This is a genomic window from Bradyrhizobium sp. S3.12.5, from assembly GCF_040548225.1.
GTDB classification, from domain to species: Bacteria; Pseudomonadota; Alphaproteobacteria; order Rhizobiales; family Xanthobacteraceae; genus Bradyrhizobium; species Bradyrhizobium cytisi.
Genome location: NZ_JBEPRF010000004.1, coordinates 20,394 through 39,549, shown reverse-complemented (window position 1 = coordinate 39,549; position 19,156 = coordinate 20,394). Strand labels below are relative to the sequence as shown.

Genomic DNA, 19,156 nt, shown 5'->3' with positions numbered 1-19,156 from the left:
AAGCCGAGATGGGCGATCACGTCAATTTTTCGATCGATCTTGCCGAGCCGGACCGCAAACGGCAGAATCTCTCTCGCCGCAACTTCATGGCAGCCTCCGCGGGCCTAGCCGGAAGCCTCGCTGCAGGCCCGGCGGCCGCCGATTCGCTGGCCGACGTTCCGCCGCGCGAGGATGGCGCCGACCTCAGCGGCCATAGCGAGCGGTCGCAATTTGTCAAGCTGGCCCGCATTCCCGAAGCCGGCCCCGGCAAGCGCAATGTCGACCCGGCAGATGCAATAAATTCCAAGACCCCGCTCGACAAATTGTTCGGCGGAATCACGCCATCGGACCTGCACTACGAGCGCAGTCATTCCGGGGCGCCGGACCTCGATCCCGCGATGCACCGGCTGCTGGTCCACGGCATGGTGAAGAAGCCGCTGGTGTTCAATGTTGAAGACCTCAAGGCGATGCCTTCGGTCTCGCGCGTGGTCTTCATCGAATGCACGGGCAATGGCTGGGAGAACTGGAAGAAGGCCGACGCGAACCTGACGGTGCAGAACACCCATGGGCTGGTCAGCACCAACGAGTGGACAGGCGTTCCGCTCAAATTGATTGTCGACCTGGTCGGCAAGGACGCGGGTTCGCACTGGATGCTGGCCGAAGGCGGCGACGCCGCAGGCGTGGCCCGCAGCATTCCGCTGCCTGATGAAATTCTGAATGAAGCCTTTATCGCCTATGGTCAGAATGGCGAACCGCTTCGGCCGGCGCATGGCTTTCCGATGCGGCTGGTGATGCCGGGCTTCGAGGGCAACCTCAACATCAAATGGCTGCGCCGGTTGAAGTTCGGCGACCAGCCCTGGATGACGCGTTGGGAGACCGCGCGCTACACGCAACTGCAAGCCAACGGCAAAGCCACGCAGTTCCAACTGCGCATGGACACGAATTCGGTAATCACCACGCCGTCGGGCACGATGGCCATCAAGCCCGGCTATCAGCGGATCAACGGCCTTGCCTGGAGCGGACATGGCAAAATCGCCAAGGTTGAGATATCGACCGACGGCGCAAACAGCTGGAAGCCGGCGCAACTGACCCAGCCGGCGTTGCCGAAGGCGCAAGTGCGTTTCCAGATGGATTGGGTGTGGGACGGCAAGCCAACCAGGATCGTTAGCCGCTCCACCGACGACCAGGGCAACGTCCAGCCCGACCGGAAATCCTTCATCGCCGCGATGGGGAGCAACGCGCTGTTTCACTATAATGCGCAGCAGACCTGGAGCGTGGATGAAACAGGGAGGGTTCGCAATGTCCTCGACTAGCAAGGGCGTTCTTGCCGCTACGATTGCGCTGGTGTTTGCTGCGCCCGCCCTCGCCTATGATTTCGGCCGCCCGGCGACGCCCGGCGAGATCGCATTGTGGGATATCGATGTCAGGCCAGACGGCAAGGGATTGCCACCCGGCAGCGGCACGGTGGCGCAAGGCAAGCAGGTCTTCACCGAAAACTGCTCAGGCTGTCACGGGGACAACGGCGTCGGCGGCCTCAAGGACCGGTTGGTCGGCGGACAAGGCACGCTCGCCTCGTCCAACCCGATCAAGACCGTCGGCAGCTACTGGCCCTATGCGACGACGCTGTTCGACTACATCCGTCGCGCCATGCCGTATCAAGCGCCGGGCTCGCTCAGCAATGAGGACACCTATGCCGTCGCCGCCTACCTCCTGAGCCTTAACGGCATCCTGACGGCGGACGGCAAGCTTGATCGCGACAGCCTGCCGAAAGTGAAAATGCCGAACCGTGACGGCTTCGTGCCGGAGCCGGAATTCGACCCGGCAAACTTGTTCAAGAAGAAATGAGCGCAAGATTCGCGAGAGCCGCGCTGATCGCAGCGATATCGTTTTGGGGAGTGCATGCAGTGGCCGCCGATGGATTGATTACGCTGCGCAGCAGCGTTGGACCCGAAGAGACCATGAACCGGTTTGAGGCCGAAGTCCGCGCCAGAGGTTTGACCGTATTCGCCCATATCGACCACGCTGCGGGTGCCGCCGCGGCCGGGCTGCCGTTGCGGCCGACCGACCTGTTGATCTTCGGCGCCGCCAAGGGTGGCACACCGCTGATGCAGGCGGTGCAGACCATCGGCATCGACCTGCCGCTGAAGGCTTTGGTCTGGCAGGACGAAGCCGGCACGACTTTCCTGTCCTACAACGATCCGGCCTATCTCGCGCATCGGCATGGCCTTGGCGACAGCGCCAAGCCGGTGGTCGAAGCGATGTCCGGCGCGCTCAAGACAATCGCGGCCAAGGCTATCGCTGCGCCCTGAGATCGGGAGTCGTCGATGAAAACGGTGTTTGGACGATTCTTTTCATCTCCAGTGTGGACGTTCTCCGCGCTGCTGATCGTTGCCGCGATATCCACCGCGAGCGCTGCTTCGGCGGCTGAACTGGTGCAGCCGGAGCAACTCATTATCGATGCCAGCCTGCCAAAGTCGCAGGCTGACGCGCAGATCCTCGCCGCGCGCCGCTATGACACGTTCTGGAACAATGGCGAGGAAGAGTTGGCCAGAACGGCGCTTGCCGCCAATTTCAAGGACCGCACGCTGCCTCCCGGCCGCGCGCAGGGGGTTTCCGGTCCGATTGCTGCTTCCAGATTCTTCCGGGTTGCGGTTCCAGATCTCACGTGCGAGGTCGAGCAGATGATCCTGGCCGGCGATCGCGTCGTGTCACATCTGCATTTCCGTGGACACTTCACCGGCCGATTCAAGGAGACGCAAGGCGCGGGGCAGACCGTCGACTTCATCGCCACAGATATCTATCGGATCAGCGACGGGCACATCGCCGAGAACTGGCATCTTGAGGACAATCTGACCCTCCTCCAGCAGCTTGGTCAGATTCCGAAATGAGGAAGCGCCGTGACCGCACGAGAGAACAACGGGGTCGCATTCATGCGCAAGGACGAGATCGTGAAATACTTTGCCAATCGTCCCCTCACCCTGCGTGAAGAAGAAACCATCTGAGGACAGACGTAATGACGCTAGCCGATGCGATGAAGGCCGCCACCCTCGGCGGCGCGAAGCAGCCATTCCAGCTTGCCTCGATGCCGCGACCGAATCCTGCGCGCGGCGAAGTGCTGGTGCGGATCGCTGCAAGCGGCGTCAACCCGCTCGATACCAAGATTCGAGCCGGCGCTGCCGCGCATGCGCGCCATCCCTTGCCGGCGATCCTCGGCATCGATCTCGCGGGTACCGTGGTCGCGGTCGGACCTGAGGTGACCACGTTCGACGCGGGAGACGAGGTCTATGGCATGACCGGTGGGGTCGGCGGCATGCAGGGATCGCTTGCCGAATATGCCGCGGTCGACGCCGCATTGCTCGCGAGGAAGCCGAAGAACCTCGATATGCGGCAGGCCGCTGCCTTGCCGCTGATCTTCATCACGGCATGGGAGGGGCTTGTCGATCGCGCCGATGTCAAGGCCGGCGAGAACGTGCTGATCCACGGCGGCGCCGGCGGCGTTGGCCATGTCGCCGTGCAGATCGCGCGCTCGTTTGGCGCCAATGTTTTTGCGACCGGCTCAAGCGAGAGCCTCGGCTACATCCAGCAGCTCGGCGCAACGCCGATCGACTATCGCGCGACGAGTGTTGAACAATATGTGGCCGAACACAACGCGGGCCGAGGCTTTGACATCGTCTATGACAATGTCGGCGGCGCCACGCTCGATGCGTCGTTCAACGCCATCACGCGCTTTGGCCACGTCGTCAGCGCACTGGGCTGGGGCACGCACGCACTCGCGCCACTCTCGTTCCGCGGCGGAACTTACTCCGGCGTTTTCACCCTGTTGCCGCTTCTGACCGGCCAGGGCCGCGCCCATCACGGTGAAATCCTGCGCGAGGCAACCAGGCTCGTCGAGGCCGGTCAGCTCAAGCCGCGGCTCGATCCGCGACGTTTCGATCTGTCAAACGTCGACGCAGCCCATGCGGCGATCGAGGACCGGTCGGCAAAGGGCAAAATCGTTGTCGAGATCCATTGATCCGTCGCAGCTTTGATTGCGATCGCGGCCAGATAGGGAGATGTCGAATGTGGAAAGCGTTGAGTGTCACAGTCACGCTGGCCGCACTCGCGCTCGTCAGCCACTTTGGCCGAGACAGTCAGCCAGCGCACGTCATGTCGGAGATGATTTCGGAACTGTGCGGACACGGGCCTGAGACACCATTCATGGCGGAAAACCATGCGGCGATGCAGCGCATGATGAACGGCATGAACATCGCGCCTTACGGAGACGTCGATCGCGACTTCGCCGCGATGATGATTCCGCATCATCAGGGCGCAATCGAGATGGCTCAGGCGGAACTGCGCCACGGGCACAACGAACAACTGCGCCGCATCGCGCAGGAAATCATCGTCGAGCAGCAGCAGGAGACCGTCGCGATGCGGCTCGCACTCGGTCAGGCGTTGACGCCGCCCGCGGCTGCGCCCGACCAAGCCAAAGACGTCAAACTATTCGCCGCGACCTCAGGGGCTCGCCCGACGGCCACGGCGACCACAGCTCATTAGTCAAAGAGGGAATAGATCATGCGTCGATTTCTGATGCCGGCAATTTCGGTGGTAACCCTGAGTCTGCTGGCAACCCAGGGATGGAGCGGACAGGCGCCGGGACTCTCATCAGCGCCTGACATTCCGGTCAGCCATCATGATCGCGTCTACGCCGCCGAGCAATTTTCCAACACGGTCTCGGTCATCGATCCCGCCGATAACAAGTTGCTCGGCGTCATCAGGCTGGGTGCGCCGTCGCCAGCGAACTTCAGCCCGCTCTACAAGGGGCAGCTTCTGGTGCACGGGATGGGCTATTCGCCCGACCACCGGACCCTCGCCGTGGTCTCGATCGGATCGAATTCGGTTACCTTCATCGACACGGCGACCAATGCCGTGAAGCACACCACCTATGTCGGGCGCTCGCCCCATGAGGCTTTCTTTACGCCCGACGGCAAGGAAGTGTGGGTGACCGTGCGCGGCGAGAATTACGTGTCCGTGCTCGACACAACGACCTATTCGGAGAAGACACGGATCACGCTGCCAAATGGCCCGGGCATGCAGATTTTCTCACCCGACGGCAAGTACGGCTACGTTTGCTCGTCGTTCAATCCGGAGGTGGACGTCATTTCGCTCGCCGATCGTGCGATCGTGGGCAAGGTAGTTCAGGCGAGCCCGTTTTGCCCCGATATCGCGGCGACACCAGATGGCTCGCAGGTCTGGTTCACGCTAAAGGACACCGGCAAGGTCGAGGTGTTTGACGCGCGGCCACCGTTCACCGTGCTCAAGACCATGGATACCGGACCCATCACTAACCACGTCAACATCGTGCGCAACGCGAATGGCCAGTTCGCCTATGTCACGGTCGGCGGGCTCAACGAGATCCAAGTCTATCGCACCGACGATTTCACCAAGGTCGCAACGATCCCGGTCGGAAAGCTGCCGCACGGCATCTGGCCCTCGGGCGACGGCTCACGTGTCTATGTCGGACTGGAGAACGACGACCAGATGACCGCGATCGACACGCTCTCCAATCGCGTGATCGCCAATATCCCGATCGGGCAGGCGCCGCAAGCAGTGGCCTACGTTCCCAATGCGATGCCCGGAGCGCGCGCGTCCGGCAACGAGACCACGAGCGTGATGGATGGCACGGCCAGCTCAGGATCAGACAACCTTCAGCAACTCGATCTCGCCGGTAAGGTCGCTCATTTCACAATGGCGCCAGTCGGTAGTGCGACGCCAGACGCAGCCAAACCTTCCACCAGTGTCAGCCTGTTCGATCAGGGCCTGTCACAGGTATTGCAGGCCGCGGTCACCGGCCTCGAGCCGCGGCGTTCCTATGTGCTCGCCCTCGCTGCGCAAGCCAATGGCAGGGGAAACCTGGAGCCAATCGCGAGCTTCATGACAAACCCTTCCGGTGCAGCCATCGTCAATGCGCTCGGGCCGATACGGCAAGTCGTGAAAGGCGACGCACCGGATAGCCGCCGCTATCTCGTGATCGCGCCGGGCTCGATGACCGAGGTCAGTAAGGCGGTGCAGGTTCAGGCTCCCTGATCCGTCAACGCCGCGACGGCCGATGAAATACAGGCGGGTGAGCCGTTTTTCATCCCAGCACATCGACACCTACGGTTCTCACTACAAGTGATTGGTTCTGGTCCGTGCGACCCTGAGGTCGAAGTCTCGGGCGCAGGATGGCGCAGGAAGGAGTGAGAAAGAGCAGCAGGGTCGGCCTTTAGGATCTCCCTGCCCGTTGGAAACGACGTTTTCCACTCATTCCAATCGACAACGATATGCCGTTTGGTATGAATGACAGCTTTGCGCCATTAGCGGTCACGGGGCTATAAACCTACGTCGATGCGCTGGGGCGCTACCATCTAGCGTAAGAAATCGTACAAAATCTCAGTTTGGAGTGCAAAATCGCAGCCTTGGTAGCGGGAGACCGCTACCGCCTCTCCCCACACGACACAAATCTGCGATATTCCCTCCGATCGTCCGCCTAAACTCAGGAGCCTGTTGAACGGCAGGTTCAAATCGGGGATGGGATTTGAACCTATGACCTTCAGGTTATGGGCCAGACAATTACCGGCTATTCGACACGCTGGCCCGCGCGCCAGCCCATCTCCCAGAAGTCTGCCTCGAGTCGGGTGGCTTCCTTGAAGATCGCAATCAACTCTGCCTCGCGGGCCGGCGTGGCGTAGAGATCGGCGAGACGTTCCAAGTGTGCTGCCGCTTTCGCCGTGACGTCTTGGTATGGCGCGCCGGCGTACTCGGCGATCCAAACGCGATAGGGGTTCGTCGCAGCGTCCGCATCGGGTCGCGCAGCAAGCCGCTTCGCGATCTCCGCGTACCCGATCACGCAAGGGGCCAGCGCCACCTTGAGCGCCAGCAGGTCGCCGCGCATTCCAGCATCCAGCACGTAGCGAGTATAGGCTAGCATCTCGACCGCCGGAGGGGCCTGTTCAAGGTCGCTCGGAGACAGACCCCAACCGGCACAGAGCCTCACATGAAGGTTCATCTCGACATCAAGGATGGCCGAAAGACCGGCCGCTGCTTCACGCATGTCGGCAAGCTTGGGCGATTTGTAGACCGAGAGCGCGTAGGCGCGCGCGAACTCGATGAGGAACAGGTAATCCTGGGCGAGATAGTAACGAAACGCCGCTTCGGCGAGCGAGCCGTCGGCTAATCCGTTCGTGAAGGGATGCTCAGTGTAGGCCCGCCACTCAGCAGATGCCTCTGTCTTTAGGCGCTCCAAGAAACTCACGTTATGCTCCGCCTGGCTTGCCATGAACCGCTTTTGCTTACTTCCCATATGCGTGCAACCTTGGCAGGCCGCGGCGATCAGCCGGCACGATGCCGTATGGAGGTCGCTTGCCGTCGGTCACGGGTCTGAGTTGCGTTCTCACGTTATCACCAACAGAACGCAAGGCCCTAGTCCAAGATTCGACTACAGACGATCCGCACCAGTTTCGCACCAATGACAATCCGCACGAAGCGCGGCGAACGTGTTCGAATTCGACGAAAAGGGCAGGAAACTTAACGGCGGCGACGAGTCCCACCGCTCATAACGGTCTGGGTGCAGGTTCGAGTCCTGCCGGCCGACCAAGACTATCAGTATCCTGCTTGGTCTTCGTTACCTTCAGCGATCCCTCAACGCGCGCCAGTATTGGAAGTCGTTCCGGGGACCCGATTCTCGCAGCTTGCGCCTGCTGTGCGTCCGATCCTCGATGGCAACATCAAGGGGATTGGCTCACTCAGTCATACTGAGGCGTGTGCGAGCTGCCTCGGCTCACCGCACTTTCTGCAACCGCGGGCCGTGATGCGGGCGCGGCCTCGGCTGCTTGCGGGAGTGTCAGCGTCTCGGTCAGCTCACCGCGCGCCATCGTCACCTCGCGGCGATGCACCGAGCGAAGTCGCCAGCCCTGATAATCTCCGTCGAGCTTCAGGCGCAGCGTGGCCTTGGTCGTCTGGTCGACGAAAATCCCGACGCTCTGATCGCTGCCGACGACGGTTCCGACCAGCACAAGCCGCAGCTCGGCCGGCAGCGGGCTCGGCGGCATTGGCGGCGCTTTCGAGGCATCCATCGAAACCACGGGTGGTGGCGGCCGCCGCCGCGAGGCCGAGAAGATCGGCCGTTCGTTCGTATCCGACAGCACTGCGAGCGGAACTGCCCAGAGCGGATTGCCGCGCATCGCCTGCCGCTTGACGGGAGACCGCGATGGCACCGCAGGATCGTCTGCCGATATCGACGTCGCGAGAGGCTCCCAGAACGGGCGGCCGGCCGCGGGCTCCGTGAAGCCTGGTGCGTCGACATCCGAAAAGTCCGCCGGCAGCGCCGAAGTCGAGGCGGAAACACCGAGCAAAGGCGCCAGCACGAGTGCGAGCCGTACTGATATCCGCCGCGTCGCCTTATACGGCCCTCTCATGTCCCTCGTCATCGGCCAGTTGACAGCAACGCGCAAGAATCTCAGTCGAGGAAAGCCGGCGGGCCCGCCTATTCAAGCCAAGCTGGGCTTGTCAGGCAGCGGTCGCCTAGGCGAGCAAGCTTATCGGTTGCCGATGTGACACCTGTGCGAAGCGACGATCACCTCCTTGATGTTTCCACGGCCTGTTGCGATCCCGGCACTCTGCGACCCGCGATCGCCGTCAGGTGCCAGTATGATATTGTTGCCACATCGTCATACTCACCTGCTATAGTGTGGCCTTGCTGGACAGGTTGGTGGTGCGGAGACGCGGTGGTGCGTGAGGTCTTGTTGCGGATGTTTTCCGCCGCCGCATCGTCCGCCCTGTGCGCGCTTCCGGCCGTAGCCCATGAGCGCAGTACGGGCGCGCCCGCCGAGCTTCCGCCGGTCACCGTTGCGGCACCAGACGAACAGCATCCGAAACGCAAACGTCCGCCGAAAAACGGGAATTCGCGCAACCTGACTACCGCTCGCACGGACAACCCGACCGAAGGTGGCGGTACGAGCGGTGCGGCACCTGTCGGCCCGCCCGCCTTGCAGCCCACCGCCGCGAGCGCCGTTCGCATCAGCGGCCGCGAGGTAAACGCGATTCCGTTCTCGCGGCCCGGCGAGGCGCTGGAAGTGGTGCCAGGGCTGATCGTCACGCAGCACTCCGGCGAAGGCAAAGCCAACCAGTACTTTCTGCGCGGCTTCAATCTCGATCACGGTACCGATCTCGCAATCAGCGTCGACGGCATGCCCGTCAACATGCCGACGCACGGGCATGGGCAAGGCTACGCCGACATCAATTTCCTGATCCCTGAGCTGATCCAGTCGGTCAATGTCCGCAAGGGACCGTACTTCGCCGACCAGGGCGACTTCGCCTCCGCCGGCGCCGTGGCGATCGACTACGTCAACAAGCTGCCGCACAACATCGCGGAGACCACCTTCGGCAGCTTCGGCTATCGCCGCGCAGTGGCGGCGGGATCGAGCCGTGTTGGCGATGGCACGCTGCTGGCGGCGGTCGAGGCGGCCAAATATGACGGCCCGTGGGACGTGCCGGACGATGTCCGCAAGCTGAACGGCGTCCTGCGCTACAGCCAGGGCACCGCGACCGACGGCCTGACGCTGACGGCGATGGCCTACTCCAATGGCTGGAATTCGACCGACCAGGTCGCCCAACGCGCGATCGACCAGGGCCTGATCAATCGCCTCGGCACGCTCGATCCGACCGATGGCGGCACGACCAACCGATTCAGCCTGTCCAGCAATTGGGCGCAGTCGGGCGACTACGGACAGACCAATGTCAGCGCCTATGTCGTACGCTCGGACCTGCGGCTCTTCAACGACTTCACCTACTTTCTCGACAACCCCGTCAATGGCGACCAGTTCAGCCAGCTCGACAGTCGTACTCTCGGCGGCGTCGATGCCCGGCACACTTTCGATTGGCGCTTTGCCGGCGTCGAGGCGCAAACCCGTATTGGCGTGCAGAGCCGCTACGACGATATCCATGTCGGCCTGTTCAAGACGGAGCAGCGTTCATGGCTCTCGACCGTGCGCGACGACCGCGTGCAGGAGGGCAATGTCAGCCTCTGGACCGATACGACCACGCGCTGGACCGACTAGCTGCGCACCACGGTCGGTATCCGCGAGGATTTCTTCGCCGGGCATGTCTTCAGCGATACGCCGCAGAATTCGGGCAACGCGCAGGCCTCGATGGCCAGCCCGAAGGCCGGTCTCGTGCTCGGGCCCTGGTACAAGACCGAGTTTTACGGCAATGCCGGCTACGGCCTGCACAGCAACGACATCCGCGGTGCGACCATCACCGTCGACCCCAACGACAAGGTGACGCCGCTCGACCGCGTGCCGCTGCTCGTGCGCTCTCGCGGCGCCGAACTCGGCATCCGCACCAGGGTGATCGAGGGTCTCACCAGCTCGCTGGCGGTATTCGTACTCGACTTCGACTCGGAGCTGTTGTTCGTCGGGGACGCCGGCACCACCGAGCCAAGCCGGCCCAGCCGCCGAGTCGGCGTTGAGTGGACGAACCAGTACAAGCCGTTGCCGTGGATGACGGTCGACCTCGACGTCGCCCATACCCACGCGCGCTTCACCGATTTCGACCCCGCCGGGGCCCGCATCCCCGGCGCACCGGCGTGGGTGGCAAGCAGTGCAGTCACCCTCGGTCGCGACACCGGCTGGTTCGGCGCGCTGAAGGCACGCTATTTTGGGCCGCGTCCCCTTATCGAGGACGACAGCGTCCGTTCGCGACCGTCGCTGATCTTCAATGCGCGCGCCGGCTACAGATTCGACAATGGCCTGCGGGTGCAACTCGACGTGCTCAACCTCTTCAACGCCCAGACCAACCAGATCGAATATTATTACCTGTCGCGATTGCCGGGAGAGCCGATCGACGGCGTCGCTGATCGCCACGTCCATCCCGCAGAGCCCCTCGCGGTCCGGCTGACGGTGGCGGCTAGGTTCTGATCGCATCGCACTTGCGGCGTCAACGCGCCCGCGCCGGCCTGCGCCAAGGCAAGGGCACCGACTGGCCGTCACAAATCCTGAAAAAAACTGACATGGAGCGGATGCTTCTGTCGGCGGAGAACGCCAGCGTGGCCGACGGAATAGGCGAATACCGGAATCCCGGCCTGGCCCGCGCAGCCGGCCGCGTTCGAAACGGGAGTGAGGGTAATGCAATCTGAGCCGGATAGCACTGCGATCGCTTCGGCAGACCGGTTCACGCGCGCGGTGCAGGACGAAGCCGCATCGGCGCGCGCCCGTCAGGCTGCAAGCCACCGTTGGGCGCTGGTCCCGATCGTGACAGCATCGGGCTTTGCGGGCCTCGGCTACGAGATCGTGTGGACGCGCCAGTTGAGCCTCGCGCTTGGCACCGAGATGATGGCGGTGCTCGGTGTCATTGCCGGATTTTTCGGCGGCCTGGCTCTTGGCGCGTTCGCGCGCGATCGGCCGATCCGCCGCTCGAAATCGCCATGGCGTGTCTATGCGGTCCTTGAAGCCGTCATTGCCGTCTGGGGCCTGATCAGCGTCTGGCTTCTGCCCGCGGCCGGTCGGGCCTTGTCACCTCTGCTCGGTACCGAACCGACTCCTGCCCTGCTTTGGGCCGGCAGCCTGGCGCTGCCAACGCTCGTGCTGCTGCCCGCAACGATAGCCATGGGCGGAACGCTGGCCGCCCTGGAACGGATGATGCGGCACGCGCGCGGCGAGGCGCGCGTCACGGCAGGCGTGTATGGGGCGAATACGGCCGGGGCTCTGGCCGGCACGCTCGCCTCCACATTCCTTCTGATCCCGGCGCTGGGATTTTCGGGAACGCTGATCAGCCTCGCCGGTGTCAACATGTTCTGCGCCCTGGCCGCGCTCGTGTTCGGTTCGTCGGCTGGCAACGCCGATGCGGAAGAACGGCGGCCGCAGCGAATTCGGGACTTGCGGATCACGATCACCTTGTTCGCCACGGGACTGTTCGGAATCGCATTCGAAGTGCTCGTAGTCCGGCTCGCCGCGCAGGTGATGGAAGATACCGTCTACACTTTCGCCGGATTATTGGCTGCGTATCTGCTCGGCACCGCGGCAGGAGGCCTGCTCTGGCAGCGGATCGGGCGAGATGCGAATGCTGAAAATCTTCGCGGCCTGCTCGCCGCAACGGCGTTCGCCTGCATCACGACCGCCGTGCTTGTGCCCTACGCCGGCCACCTGGTCGAGATTGCATCGCCTGCGGACATATTCGGCGAACTTGCCGTGGCGATATCGCTCTTTCTGGTCCCCGCGACCGCAATGGGCGCGCTGTTTGGCCTGCTGGCGCAACGGGTGAGCGATCAGCGCGGATCGCTCGGTGCGGCGGTCGGCATCAACAGCCTCGGCGCCTGCATCGCGCCGCTGGTCGCCGCTCAATTCCTGATTCCGGCCCTTGGCGCCTGGACGGCGCTGCTCGCCGTTGCGCTCGGCTACCTGCTGTTGTTGCCGCCGGGCCGATCGGCACTGCGGTGGTCCGCTGCGCCGGCGATCCTGGCGCTCGTGCTGCGGCTCAAGCCTGCGCCATCATTGACGCGCGTGCCGTCGGGTGGCGCGCTGCTTGCGGTTCGTGAGGGGCCCATGGCGACTGCCAGCGCGGTCGATGACGCCGCAGGTACGCGCTACCTCGAGGTCAACGGGCATTTCCGCATGGGCGGGACGAGTTCAACGCGTTCCGACTACCGGCAAGCGATGCTGCCGCTGTTGCTTCACGAGGCTCCGCATCGGGCTTTGTTCCTCGGCATCGGTACGGGCGCCACCATGGTCGGTGGCGCGCAGATGCCTGGAGTCAGCGCGCGCGGCGTCGAACTCTCCCGGGAAGTGGTGGACCTGCTGCCCTGGTTCGTCAATCCACCGCCGGCTTCCGCCCCGCGGGTGACCGTCGCGGACGCCCGCCGTTACGTCGCTGCGGATACGGGCCAGCACGACGTGATCATCGCCGACCTGTTTCACCCCGCGCTCGATGGCAGCGGCGCGCTCTATACGGTGGAGCATTTCGCGGCCGTGAAACGCAGGCTCGCGCCAGGAGGGATTTTCTGCCAATGGCTGCCGCTGTACCAGCTCGATCTTCCCTCCCTGCGCGCCATCATCCGCGGCTTCCTCGACGTCTATCCCGACGGCTCGGCCTGGCTCAATCACTACAGTGTCCGCACGCCGATGCTCGCACTCATCGGAACCCGGGATGGCGGCCATCTCGATACCGATGCGCTCGCTGCTCGGCTGCACGATCCAGCGACCGCGCGAGTCATACGGCCGCTGGGGTTCGAGGCACCGATCGATTTGCTCGGCCAATACCTCGGAGGTCCACGCAGCCTCTCCACATTCGCAGGTCAAGGACCGCGCAACACGGACGATTATCCGTTCGTGACCTTCGATGCGCGGCGGAACGTCCGCGCACTCAGGGCAGCACCCTGGTCGCTTCTGCTTGCCATCACGAAAGACATCCGACCGGATCCGAATGAACTCCTGGCCAGCGGAACCGAACGCGATGCGTTGGGCGCGCGCCTCGACGCCTACTGGCGCGCGCGCAATCGCTTTCTGGAAGCCGGCGCGTCTCTGCCGGGCGATCCGCGCGGTGCCGCCTTGATCGAAGCGGCTTCACCGGGCCTGATCGACGCGCTTCGCCTGAGTTCCGAATTCGATCCAGCCTACGGACCGCTGATCGGCATGGCGAAATCCCTGATCGGCTCCGATCGCGCGGCGGCCGCGCGCCTGCTGCGCCAGATCGACCAGGCTGCACCATCGCGCAGGGAGGCGCGGGAGCTTCTGCTGCGCGAGTTTGGCGAGTGATGAAGAGCAATCGGCTCGCCGCACTCAGGGCGCGAAGTTGATGCGATAGCCCCAGCAATCGAGATGATCGGGAATGGCGTTGAAGGCGATCGTAATTCTCTGCCCGCCCTGATTCCTCGGCACCTCGTGGTAGAGATAGCTCGGAAAAAGCACGAGATCGCCGGGCTCGGCCTCCGGCAGGACGTACTTGCCCGCGTTGAAGGGACCCATGGCGGCGGTTCGCGTGTGGTGCCTGAAGGAGAAGTCAAAGCCGCCGGGCGGCCGCACGAAGACCGTCTTGCAGGCCGCATGCGACGGCGCCAGATAAATGATGCCCGAGACGAAACTGTTGGCGTGAGAATGCAGTGTCTGGTTTCCGCCCGTCTCGAGCATGTTCGTCCACATCTCCTTGACGGTCCAGCGCAGCTCTTCGCCGAACAACAGAACGCCGAAATCGACCAGCTTCGGGACGGCAAGCTCGGCGATCTGGCGGAACAGCTCGTTGTCGTGGGGATCGGCAACCTCGGTATGGAACAGTTGGCCCGAGCGCAAATTGCCTTCGACGTGGGTGTCCCGGATCGCGGCCACGGCGGCTTCGTTCAGCGAGGGCGGAAGCAGCCCGGGCGAGCGCAGCAGGGGAATCGGAAAAAGCGGCTCAATCTGATCCATGTCGCAACGTCTACCTGTTCTAGAAACGCGGGCCGACAATGTGCGGGCAAGCATGACGCTGCGATGACAGCGTGCAGGATCTCTAAAATCCGATACTGCTACTCGTCGGGCCCAAGCACGTTCAGCCTCTCGCCCGGCCGCAGGTCATGGCGCCGTTCGCGCACTTCGTCAGAAGCACGCGCGGCCATTTCCAGGCATTCGTCAAATTCGCCGTTGCCGGCTTCAGCCATGGCCTGGTGGAGGTGCCGCTCGGCAAAGTAGCGGGAGAGATGGTCCGGCCGCAAGCTCGCGGCCAATGCGCGCGCCTCCGCGACCGCAGCGCTGCACTGTTCCCGTGTGGGTTCGTTCGCGGCGGGCGCGGCGGCACCAGGTGCGGCCACACCGCAGCCGAGGCCGGCGAAGAGGCCCAGTGCGCAGGCGGTGATGCGAAACAGATACATCGAGGGCGTGCTGGCGGGATCAGTCATTTCGAAACAAGTACGGCGGGACGCATCGCGCGATGCGTCCCGCCGGATGGCCTCACGTCACGTCAGTGGTGGTCGTGATGATGATCATCGTGGTCGTGGTCGTGATCGTGATCGTTGTCAGCCCGCTGCCCGAGCCGACGCGCCAGCTCGGCGTTGGTCTCGACCAGGAGCTTCGGCGAGCCTTCCAGCCTGACGAAAATCGGATTGGCGTAGAACCAGACGTTCGAGTAGGCCTGAACGTCGTGGGTCACCTTCTTGGCGCCATTCACCGTTTCCAGATGCGTCGGGCACGCCGGATCGGTACAGGTGACCTGCGCGTTGTTGGCATCGAGCAGCAGATTTCCAGCGGTATCGGAGACGTTCGGAGTGCCATTCGGAATGTTCGTTCCGCGCGCGCGGATGTAGAACGACTTGGTGCCTGCGGTGAACGTCGTCGTGAACCGCAGCCGCACGCCGTCACGGTCTCCCCTATGCTCACGCTTCATCTGCGTTGCGGGGATCTGCCGGGCAATGATTGCCGACGGATTGTACACGATCGCCGCGCCGGCCGTGCCCGCGGCATTCGCCACCGCATAGTTGGGCGCGTCAGGCGCAACGACGCCCGTGATCTGGCCAGTGATCAGATCGACGTGGTCGAGCGTTGGCTTGTTGAGCGGCTGCTTGATCCCCACCGGCAACAGCAGCGGATTGTTGAAGCTGTAGGGGCTGTTGTTCTCGTTCGGAACGGTCAGTTCCATCTCGACCGTGATCTTTTCGCCGGGCCTCACGGCCAGCGTCTCGCCCATGGTCTTCCAGTCGTCGCCGCGCGCCTTGGCGCGGAACACCATATCCGGGCCGATCAGGTCCGCGTTGACCGAGTACGAGTTGCCCGAACGCATGCCGTCGATGACGTGCTGCGACGAGAACCGTCCGGCATTCGGAACATACAGCTTGGTGTACTCGCCGGGAATGAAATCGGCCGTGGTGAAGGAGTCACGCGCGCCGCCCGCACCGCGGCTGTGCCAGTCGGAACTTACGAAGATGAAGGAATTACGGCCTTCGGCAAGCAGCCCGTCCCACAGGCCGCCGACTTTTGCGGTGTAAATGCCGCTCATGCCGTAGGTGCCGCCGCCGACTGCGGCGGCGGTGTATGAGCCGGAGCCGCCACTGGCTCCGCCTTCGGCGAAGTGACCGGGCGATTCGATACCGAACGCAACCGTCGGGCCCGCGTTGTTGAAGTCGCGGAAGTGCTCGATGTTGTAGCCCTTGTTGGCGGTCGCACTGAACGGCCCCTGGCGTTCGGTGTGAGTCGGGATCACGTAGGCTGCAGCGGATAGTTCGTCTGCAACCACTTGATGCCCGTGAGCGCTTTCTGGTGGCCTGCCGTGCCCGTGTTGTGGACGTTGTCCTTGCCCGGCCAGAGCTGATTGCCGCCGGCGTCGACGACGGGGCCGATCGCATCAGTATCTGCGCGGTCGAAGCGATACTCGAATTCCGCCATCTTGTCGGCGTTGCCGGTCCCCTTCCGGTTCCGCGGGTGCTGCCCCGTGATGACGGCGACGTCGACGTGTTCATGGCCAGGCGCGATCCACTCGAGACCCTCGATCAGCACCTTTTCGTACTTCGCCGAGCGGTCGACGATGGTCGGATACTCGATCTCGCGGATCGACTGCCAGCGCCACATCTGCGCGCCGGTGCCGGTACCGTTCGGGGTGCCCTTCAGGCTGCTGATCGTGATCCCGTCGATGGTCTGGCCGAGCGTCTGGCTCCAGGTCGTCGTGGTTTGTCCCGGAAGATTGGCGCTGGTGTCGCTGAAGCGGCAGTCGCGGTTGCCGGAGCCGCCGTGGTTGCCGAGCGTGAACCAGTCCAAATCGAAGTTGTTGCCACCTGCGGACGCGGTGCCCCGCCCGACCGCGCGGTCGATCGTGTAGCCAGCGGCAACCGAACCATCCGTGCAAGTGTTGTGGTTGTGCATGTCACCGGCAACATAGGGGTTGCCGCGGCGCTCGCCGCGATCGAACTCCTCGGCTGCAGCGCTCTGAGTCAGCGCCAAGGATGCCGATGCGGCGGTCAACAGGATCGTCTTGCCAGATGGAAACATCTATCGCCCCTCGTTCAGTTCACATATCGAGAAAATTCGGCAGAGGTGCGGGGACTTGAAACCCGATTGGCCCAACCGCGTGAGCGGCTCCCTGCACGTCGCGATAGTGACCAAAGTTCCGATACAGCTTCGTGAAAGATTTGTGTTCGGCCCGACGCAGGTGCGCACTGCATGTGCGGCATCTTGTCTCCTGCGTTTGCCCATTGCATTTTTCCTCGTCGCATGAGCGATTGAAGATGACAGATGAAATGCGCGGCCGCATAAAGCGCAAAGACGCGTGCTACGAGAGTTTGTGACAACCGCATGTCAGTGTCAGCGACACCAGTTGAAGTGCAGTCCTTTCCGATATCGCACGCCGAAGGTTTGAACCCGAACGCCGATGTTGCCCAGGGAGGAACGGCGCCCTCGCGCTCTTTTACCTCTGCACTTGTGCGACTCGTGCGCGAACCTTTGCTGCACTTCACCTTGCTCGGAGCGACCATCTTCGGCATCGATGCCTTGCTGCATCCACCTGCCAAGGACGAAAAGATCATCACGGTGACCAAGGTGATGCGCCAGTCCTTCATCGACAATTTCGACGAGGACAAGGAACGCGCCCCTTCCAGCGACCAACTCCAGAAGATGATCGACAGCTGGGTCGCGAGCGAGATCCTCTACCGCGAAGGCAAGACGCTTGGCGTGGACCGCGGCGACGAGACGATCCGCGATCGGATCGCCTACAAGATGCAATTGCTGATCTTCGACCAGATCCGCGTCCCGCGCCCCTCGGATGAGCAGCTGCAAGCGTGGTTTGCAGAGAACCACGTCCGCTTCGACGAGCCGGAGCGCGTGTCGTTCTACATCACCCCGCCGACGGACCAGTCCACGGCACAGCGCCAGCTCGAGGACATCGCACAGCAGCGCGAATCCGAGGAGCTACAGCATCTCACGCGCGCCATCCTCGCCCGGCCGATCCCGAGTCTCGCGGCATCCTTCGGCGAAGATTTCCGTGATCGACTGCTGACGATGCCAGAGGGGGAATGGAGGCTGCTGCAATCCAGGGAAGGCTGGCATGTCGCTCGGCTGGATTCCCGGCGGCCGGGGAATCTTGCCAATCTCGACAAGGTTCGGGATGAGGCCGCCCGGATCTGGCATACGGAGGAGACCCGCAGATTGGCCTGGGAAGCGGTCGAGCGGCTCAAGGCGTCGTACCAAGTGCGGTACGAGCCGTGAGGGCGATCCACTATCTGCGATTGGCGCTGCTGGCCCTGACCCTGGCCCTTGCTGCGCTCATCCGGCCTTCGGCGCTCAGTGCGCATGAAGCGGCGATGGGCGTGCTGGAATTCCGCGAGGTCCGTCCCGGCGCGTTCGTCGGCCGCTGGAGCATCGAGCCATCGATCGGCGCATCGCGAGTCGATCTGCGGATGCCGTCCCACTGCTTTCTCCGCCTGCCCGAGATGAACTGCGGCCAGAAGGGGCTGGTCGGTCCGATCACCATCTCCAATCTCGGCTCCAATATGTCGATCGTCCTGATCAAGCTGATCCCGATCGAGGGCGAGCCGCGCAGCTACACGATCTCGACGGCCAATCCCGTCGTCTCCGTCCTTGGCACCGGCGCCCCGACGCTCGAGGCGTGGATCGAACTGGCCAAGACGTATGTGAACTACGGAATCGATCACATTCTGCTCGGCGCCGATCACCTGCTGTTCGTGCTCGGCCTGATCTGGATTGTCGGCGGCGGCTGGCGTCTGGTGAAGACGATCACGGCCTTCACGATCGGACACAGCGCCTCGCTTGCCGCGGCAGCTTTCGGCCTGATCGGCGTGCCGGAACGCCCGCTCAACGCCTGCATCGCATTGAGCATTGCGTTCATCGGGGTGGAAATCGTCAAGCAGCAGCGCGGCGAGATCGGACTCACCGCCCGCTATCCCTGGATCGTGGCGTTCACCTTCGGCCTGGTCCACGGCATCGGCTTCGCAAGCGCCTTGGCGGGACTTGGGCTCGAACGCCGGCTCCTTCCCGCAGCGCTGCTGTTCTTCAACGTCGGCGTGGAGATTGGACAGCTTGCCTTCGTGCTGCTCGTGCTCGCATTGATCTGGGCGCACCGACGGCTTGATGCCGTCGTGCCGCGCTGGGGCGAGGCCCTTCCGGCCTATCTCATCGGGTCGGTGTCGATGTTCTGGTTCATCGGCCGTCTGGCGCGCGTGTTCGCCGCGATCTAAGCGAGAGTCGCACAC

Annotated in this window: 16 protein-coding genes, 1 tRNA gene and 1 pseudogene; 12 read left to right on the top strand and 6 right to left on the bottom strand. The window is 63.4% G+C overall.

From position 1 onward, the window contains the following. Nucleotides 1-8 precede the first annotated feature (8 nt). The 7 genes from soxC (at nucleotide 9) to ABIC09_RS06150 (ending at nucleotide 6,045) form a co-directional block, all read left to right on the top strand. Nucleotides 9-1,292: a sulfite dehydrogenase gene (gene soxC / locus ABIC09_RS06180; protein ID WP_354108708.1), complete on the top strand. Its 1,284-nt coding sequence runs from the start codon at nucleotides 9-11 to the stop codon at nucleotides 1,290-1,292. Next, nucleotides 1,279-1,824, top strand: coding sequence for a c-type cytochrome (locus ABIC09_RS06175; RefSeq protein WP_354108707.1), 546 nt, complete (start codon nucleotides 1,279-1,281; stop codon nucleotides 1,822-1,824). The genes soxC and ABIC09_RS06175 overlap by 14 nt, the downstream gene beginning before the upstream one ends. Before the next feature lie 59 nt (nucleotides 1,825-1,883). Then, the gene (locus tag ABIC09_RS06170) at nucleotides 1,884-2,288 is read left to right on the top strand and encodes a DUF302 domain-containing protein (RefSeq protein WP_354108706.1); all 405 of its coding nucleotides are present in this window, start codon (nucleotides 1,884-1,886) and stop codon (nucleotides 2,286-2,288) included. A gap of 15 nt (nucleotides 2,289-2,303) precedes the next feature. Then, nucleotides 2,304-2,867: an ester cyclase gene (locus tag ABIC09_RS06165; protein ID WP_354108705.1), complete on the top strand. Its 564-nt coding sequence runs from the start codon at nucleotides 2,304-2,306 to the stop codon at nucleotides 2,865-2,867. Nucleotides 2,868-2,992: 125 nt separating this feature from the next. Beyond that, on the top strand, nucleotides 2,993-3,991 hold the full coding sequence (locus tag ABIC09_RS06160; RefSeq protein ID WP_354108704.1) for a zinc-dependent alcohol dehydrogenase family protein: 999 nt from the start codon (nucleotides 2,993-2,995) through the stop codon (nucleotides 3,989-3,991). Nucleotides 3,992-4,125: 134 nt separating this feature from the next. After that, complete coding sequence (locus ABIC09_RS06155; protein ID WP_354108923.1) at nucleotides 4,126-4,515, top strand: DUF305 domain-containing protein; 390 nt, start codon at nucleotides 4,126-4,128, stop codon at nucleotides 4,513-4,515. A gap of 18 nt (nucleotides 4,516-4,533) precedes the next feature. After that, nucleotides 4,534-6,045 (top strand): YncE family protein, encoded by a 1,512-nt coding sequence (locus ABIC09_RS06150; protein WP_502917650.1) that lies wholly within the window; start codon nucleotides 4,534-4,536, stop codon nucleotides 6,043-6,045. 532 nt (nucleotides 6,046-6,577) lie between these two features. Here the strand turns inward: ABIC09_RS06150 and tenA are convergent. Then, entirely contained in the window at nucleotides 6,578-7,252 is a 675-nt protein-coding gene (gene tenA, locus ABIC09_RS06145; protein ID WP_354108921.1) for a thiaminase II, read from the bottom strand. Between the two features lie 261 nt (nucleotides 7,253-7,513). Here tenA and ABIC09_RS06140 point away from each other — a divergent pair. Beyond that, nucleotides 7,514-7,589: transfer RNA gene (locus ABIC09_RS06140), tRNA-Met, on the top strand. Between the two features lie 153 nt (nucleotides 7,590-7,742). Here the strand turns inward: ABIC09_RS06140 and ABIC09_RS06135 are convergent. After that, complete coding sequence (locus tag ABIC09_RS06135; protein WP_354085486.1) at nucleotides 7,743-8,414, bottom strand: hypothetical protein; 672 nt, start codon at nucleotides 8,412-8,414, stop codon at nucleotides 7,743-7,745. Between the two features lie 333 nt (nucleotides 8,415-8,747). Here ABIC09_RS06135 and ABIC09_RS06130 point away from each other — a divergent pair. Beyond that, nucleotides 8,748-10,913 (top strand): annotated as a pseudogene (locus tag ABIC09_RS06130) (TonB-dependent receptor). Between the two features lie 207 nt (nucleotides 10,914-11,120). Continuing rightward, the gene (locus tag ABIC09_RS06125; protein ID WP_354108703.1) at nucleotides 11,121-13,745 is read left to right on the top strand and encodes a spermidine synthase; all 2,625 of its coding nucleotides are present in this window, start codon (nucleotides 11,121-11,123) and stop codon (nucleotides 13,743-13,745) included. Nucleotides 13,746-13,769: 24 nt separating this feature from the next. Here ABIC09_RS06125 and ABIC09_RS06120 read toward each other — a convergent pair whose 3' ends face one another. The 4 genes from ABIC09_RS06120 to ABIC09_RS37400 form a co-directional block, all read right to left on the bottom strand. Further along, nucleotides 13,770-14,393 carry a putative 2OG-Fe(II) oxygenase gene (locus ABIC09_RS06120; RefSeq protein WP_354108702.1) on the bottom strand — a complete coding sequence of 208 codons (624 nt, stop codon included), beginning with the start codon at nucleotides 14,391-14,393 and terminating at the stop codon, nucleotides 13,770-13,772. Between the two features lie 98 nt (nucleotides 14,394-14,491). After that, a complete protein-coding gene (locus ABIC09_RS06115) occupies nucleotides 14,492-14,833 on the bottom strand; it encodes a hypothetical protein (protein WP_354108701.1) in 342 nt (113 codons plus the stop codon). 89 nt (nucleotides 14,834-14,922) lie between these two features. Next, a complete protein-coding gene (locus ABIC09_RS37405) occupies nucleotides 14,923-16,191 on the bottom strand; it encodes a hypothetical protein (protein WP_502917649.1) in 1,269 nt (422 codons plus the stop codon). After that, nucleotides 16,155-16,940: a hypothetical protein gene (locus tag ABIC09_RS37400; RefSeq protein WP_502917648.1), complete on the bottom strand. Its 786-nt coding sequence runs from the start codon at nucleotides 16,938-16,940 to the stop codon at nucleotides 16,155-16,157. Before ABIC09_RS37400 ends, ABIC09_RS37405 begins: the two co-directional genes overlap by 37 nt. Nucleotides 16,941-17,378: 438 nt before the next feature. Between ABIC09_RS37400 and ABIC09_RS06105 the strand changes: the two genes are divergently transcribed. Together ABIC09_RS06105 and ABIC09_RS06100 are read left to right on the top strand one after the other, a co-directional pair. Then, nucleotides 17,379-18,152, top strand: coding sequence for a peptidylprolyl isomerase (locus ABIC09_RS06105; protein ID WP_354108700.1), 774 nt, complete (start codon nucleotides 17,379-17,381; stop codon nucleotides 18,150-18,152). Continuing rightward, nucleotides 18,149-19,141, top strand: a complete 993-nt coding sequence (locus tag ABIC09_RS06100; RefSeq protein ID WP_354085492.1) for a HupE/UreJ family protein — start codon at nucleotides 18,149-18,151, stop codon at nucleotides 19,139-19,141. Before ABIC09_RS06105 ends, ABIC09_RS06100 begins: the two co-directional genes overlap by 4 nt. The last annotated feature ends 15 nt before the right edge of the window (nucleotides 19,142-19,156 follow it).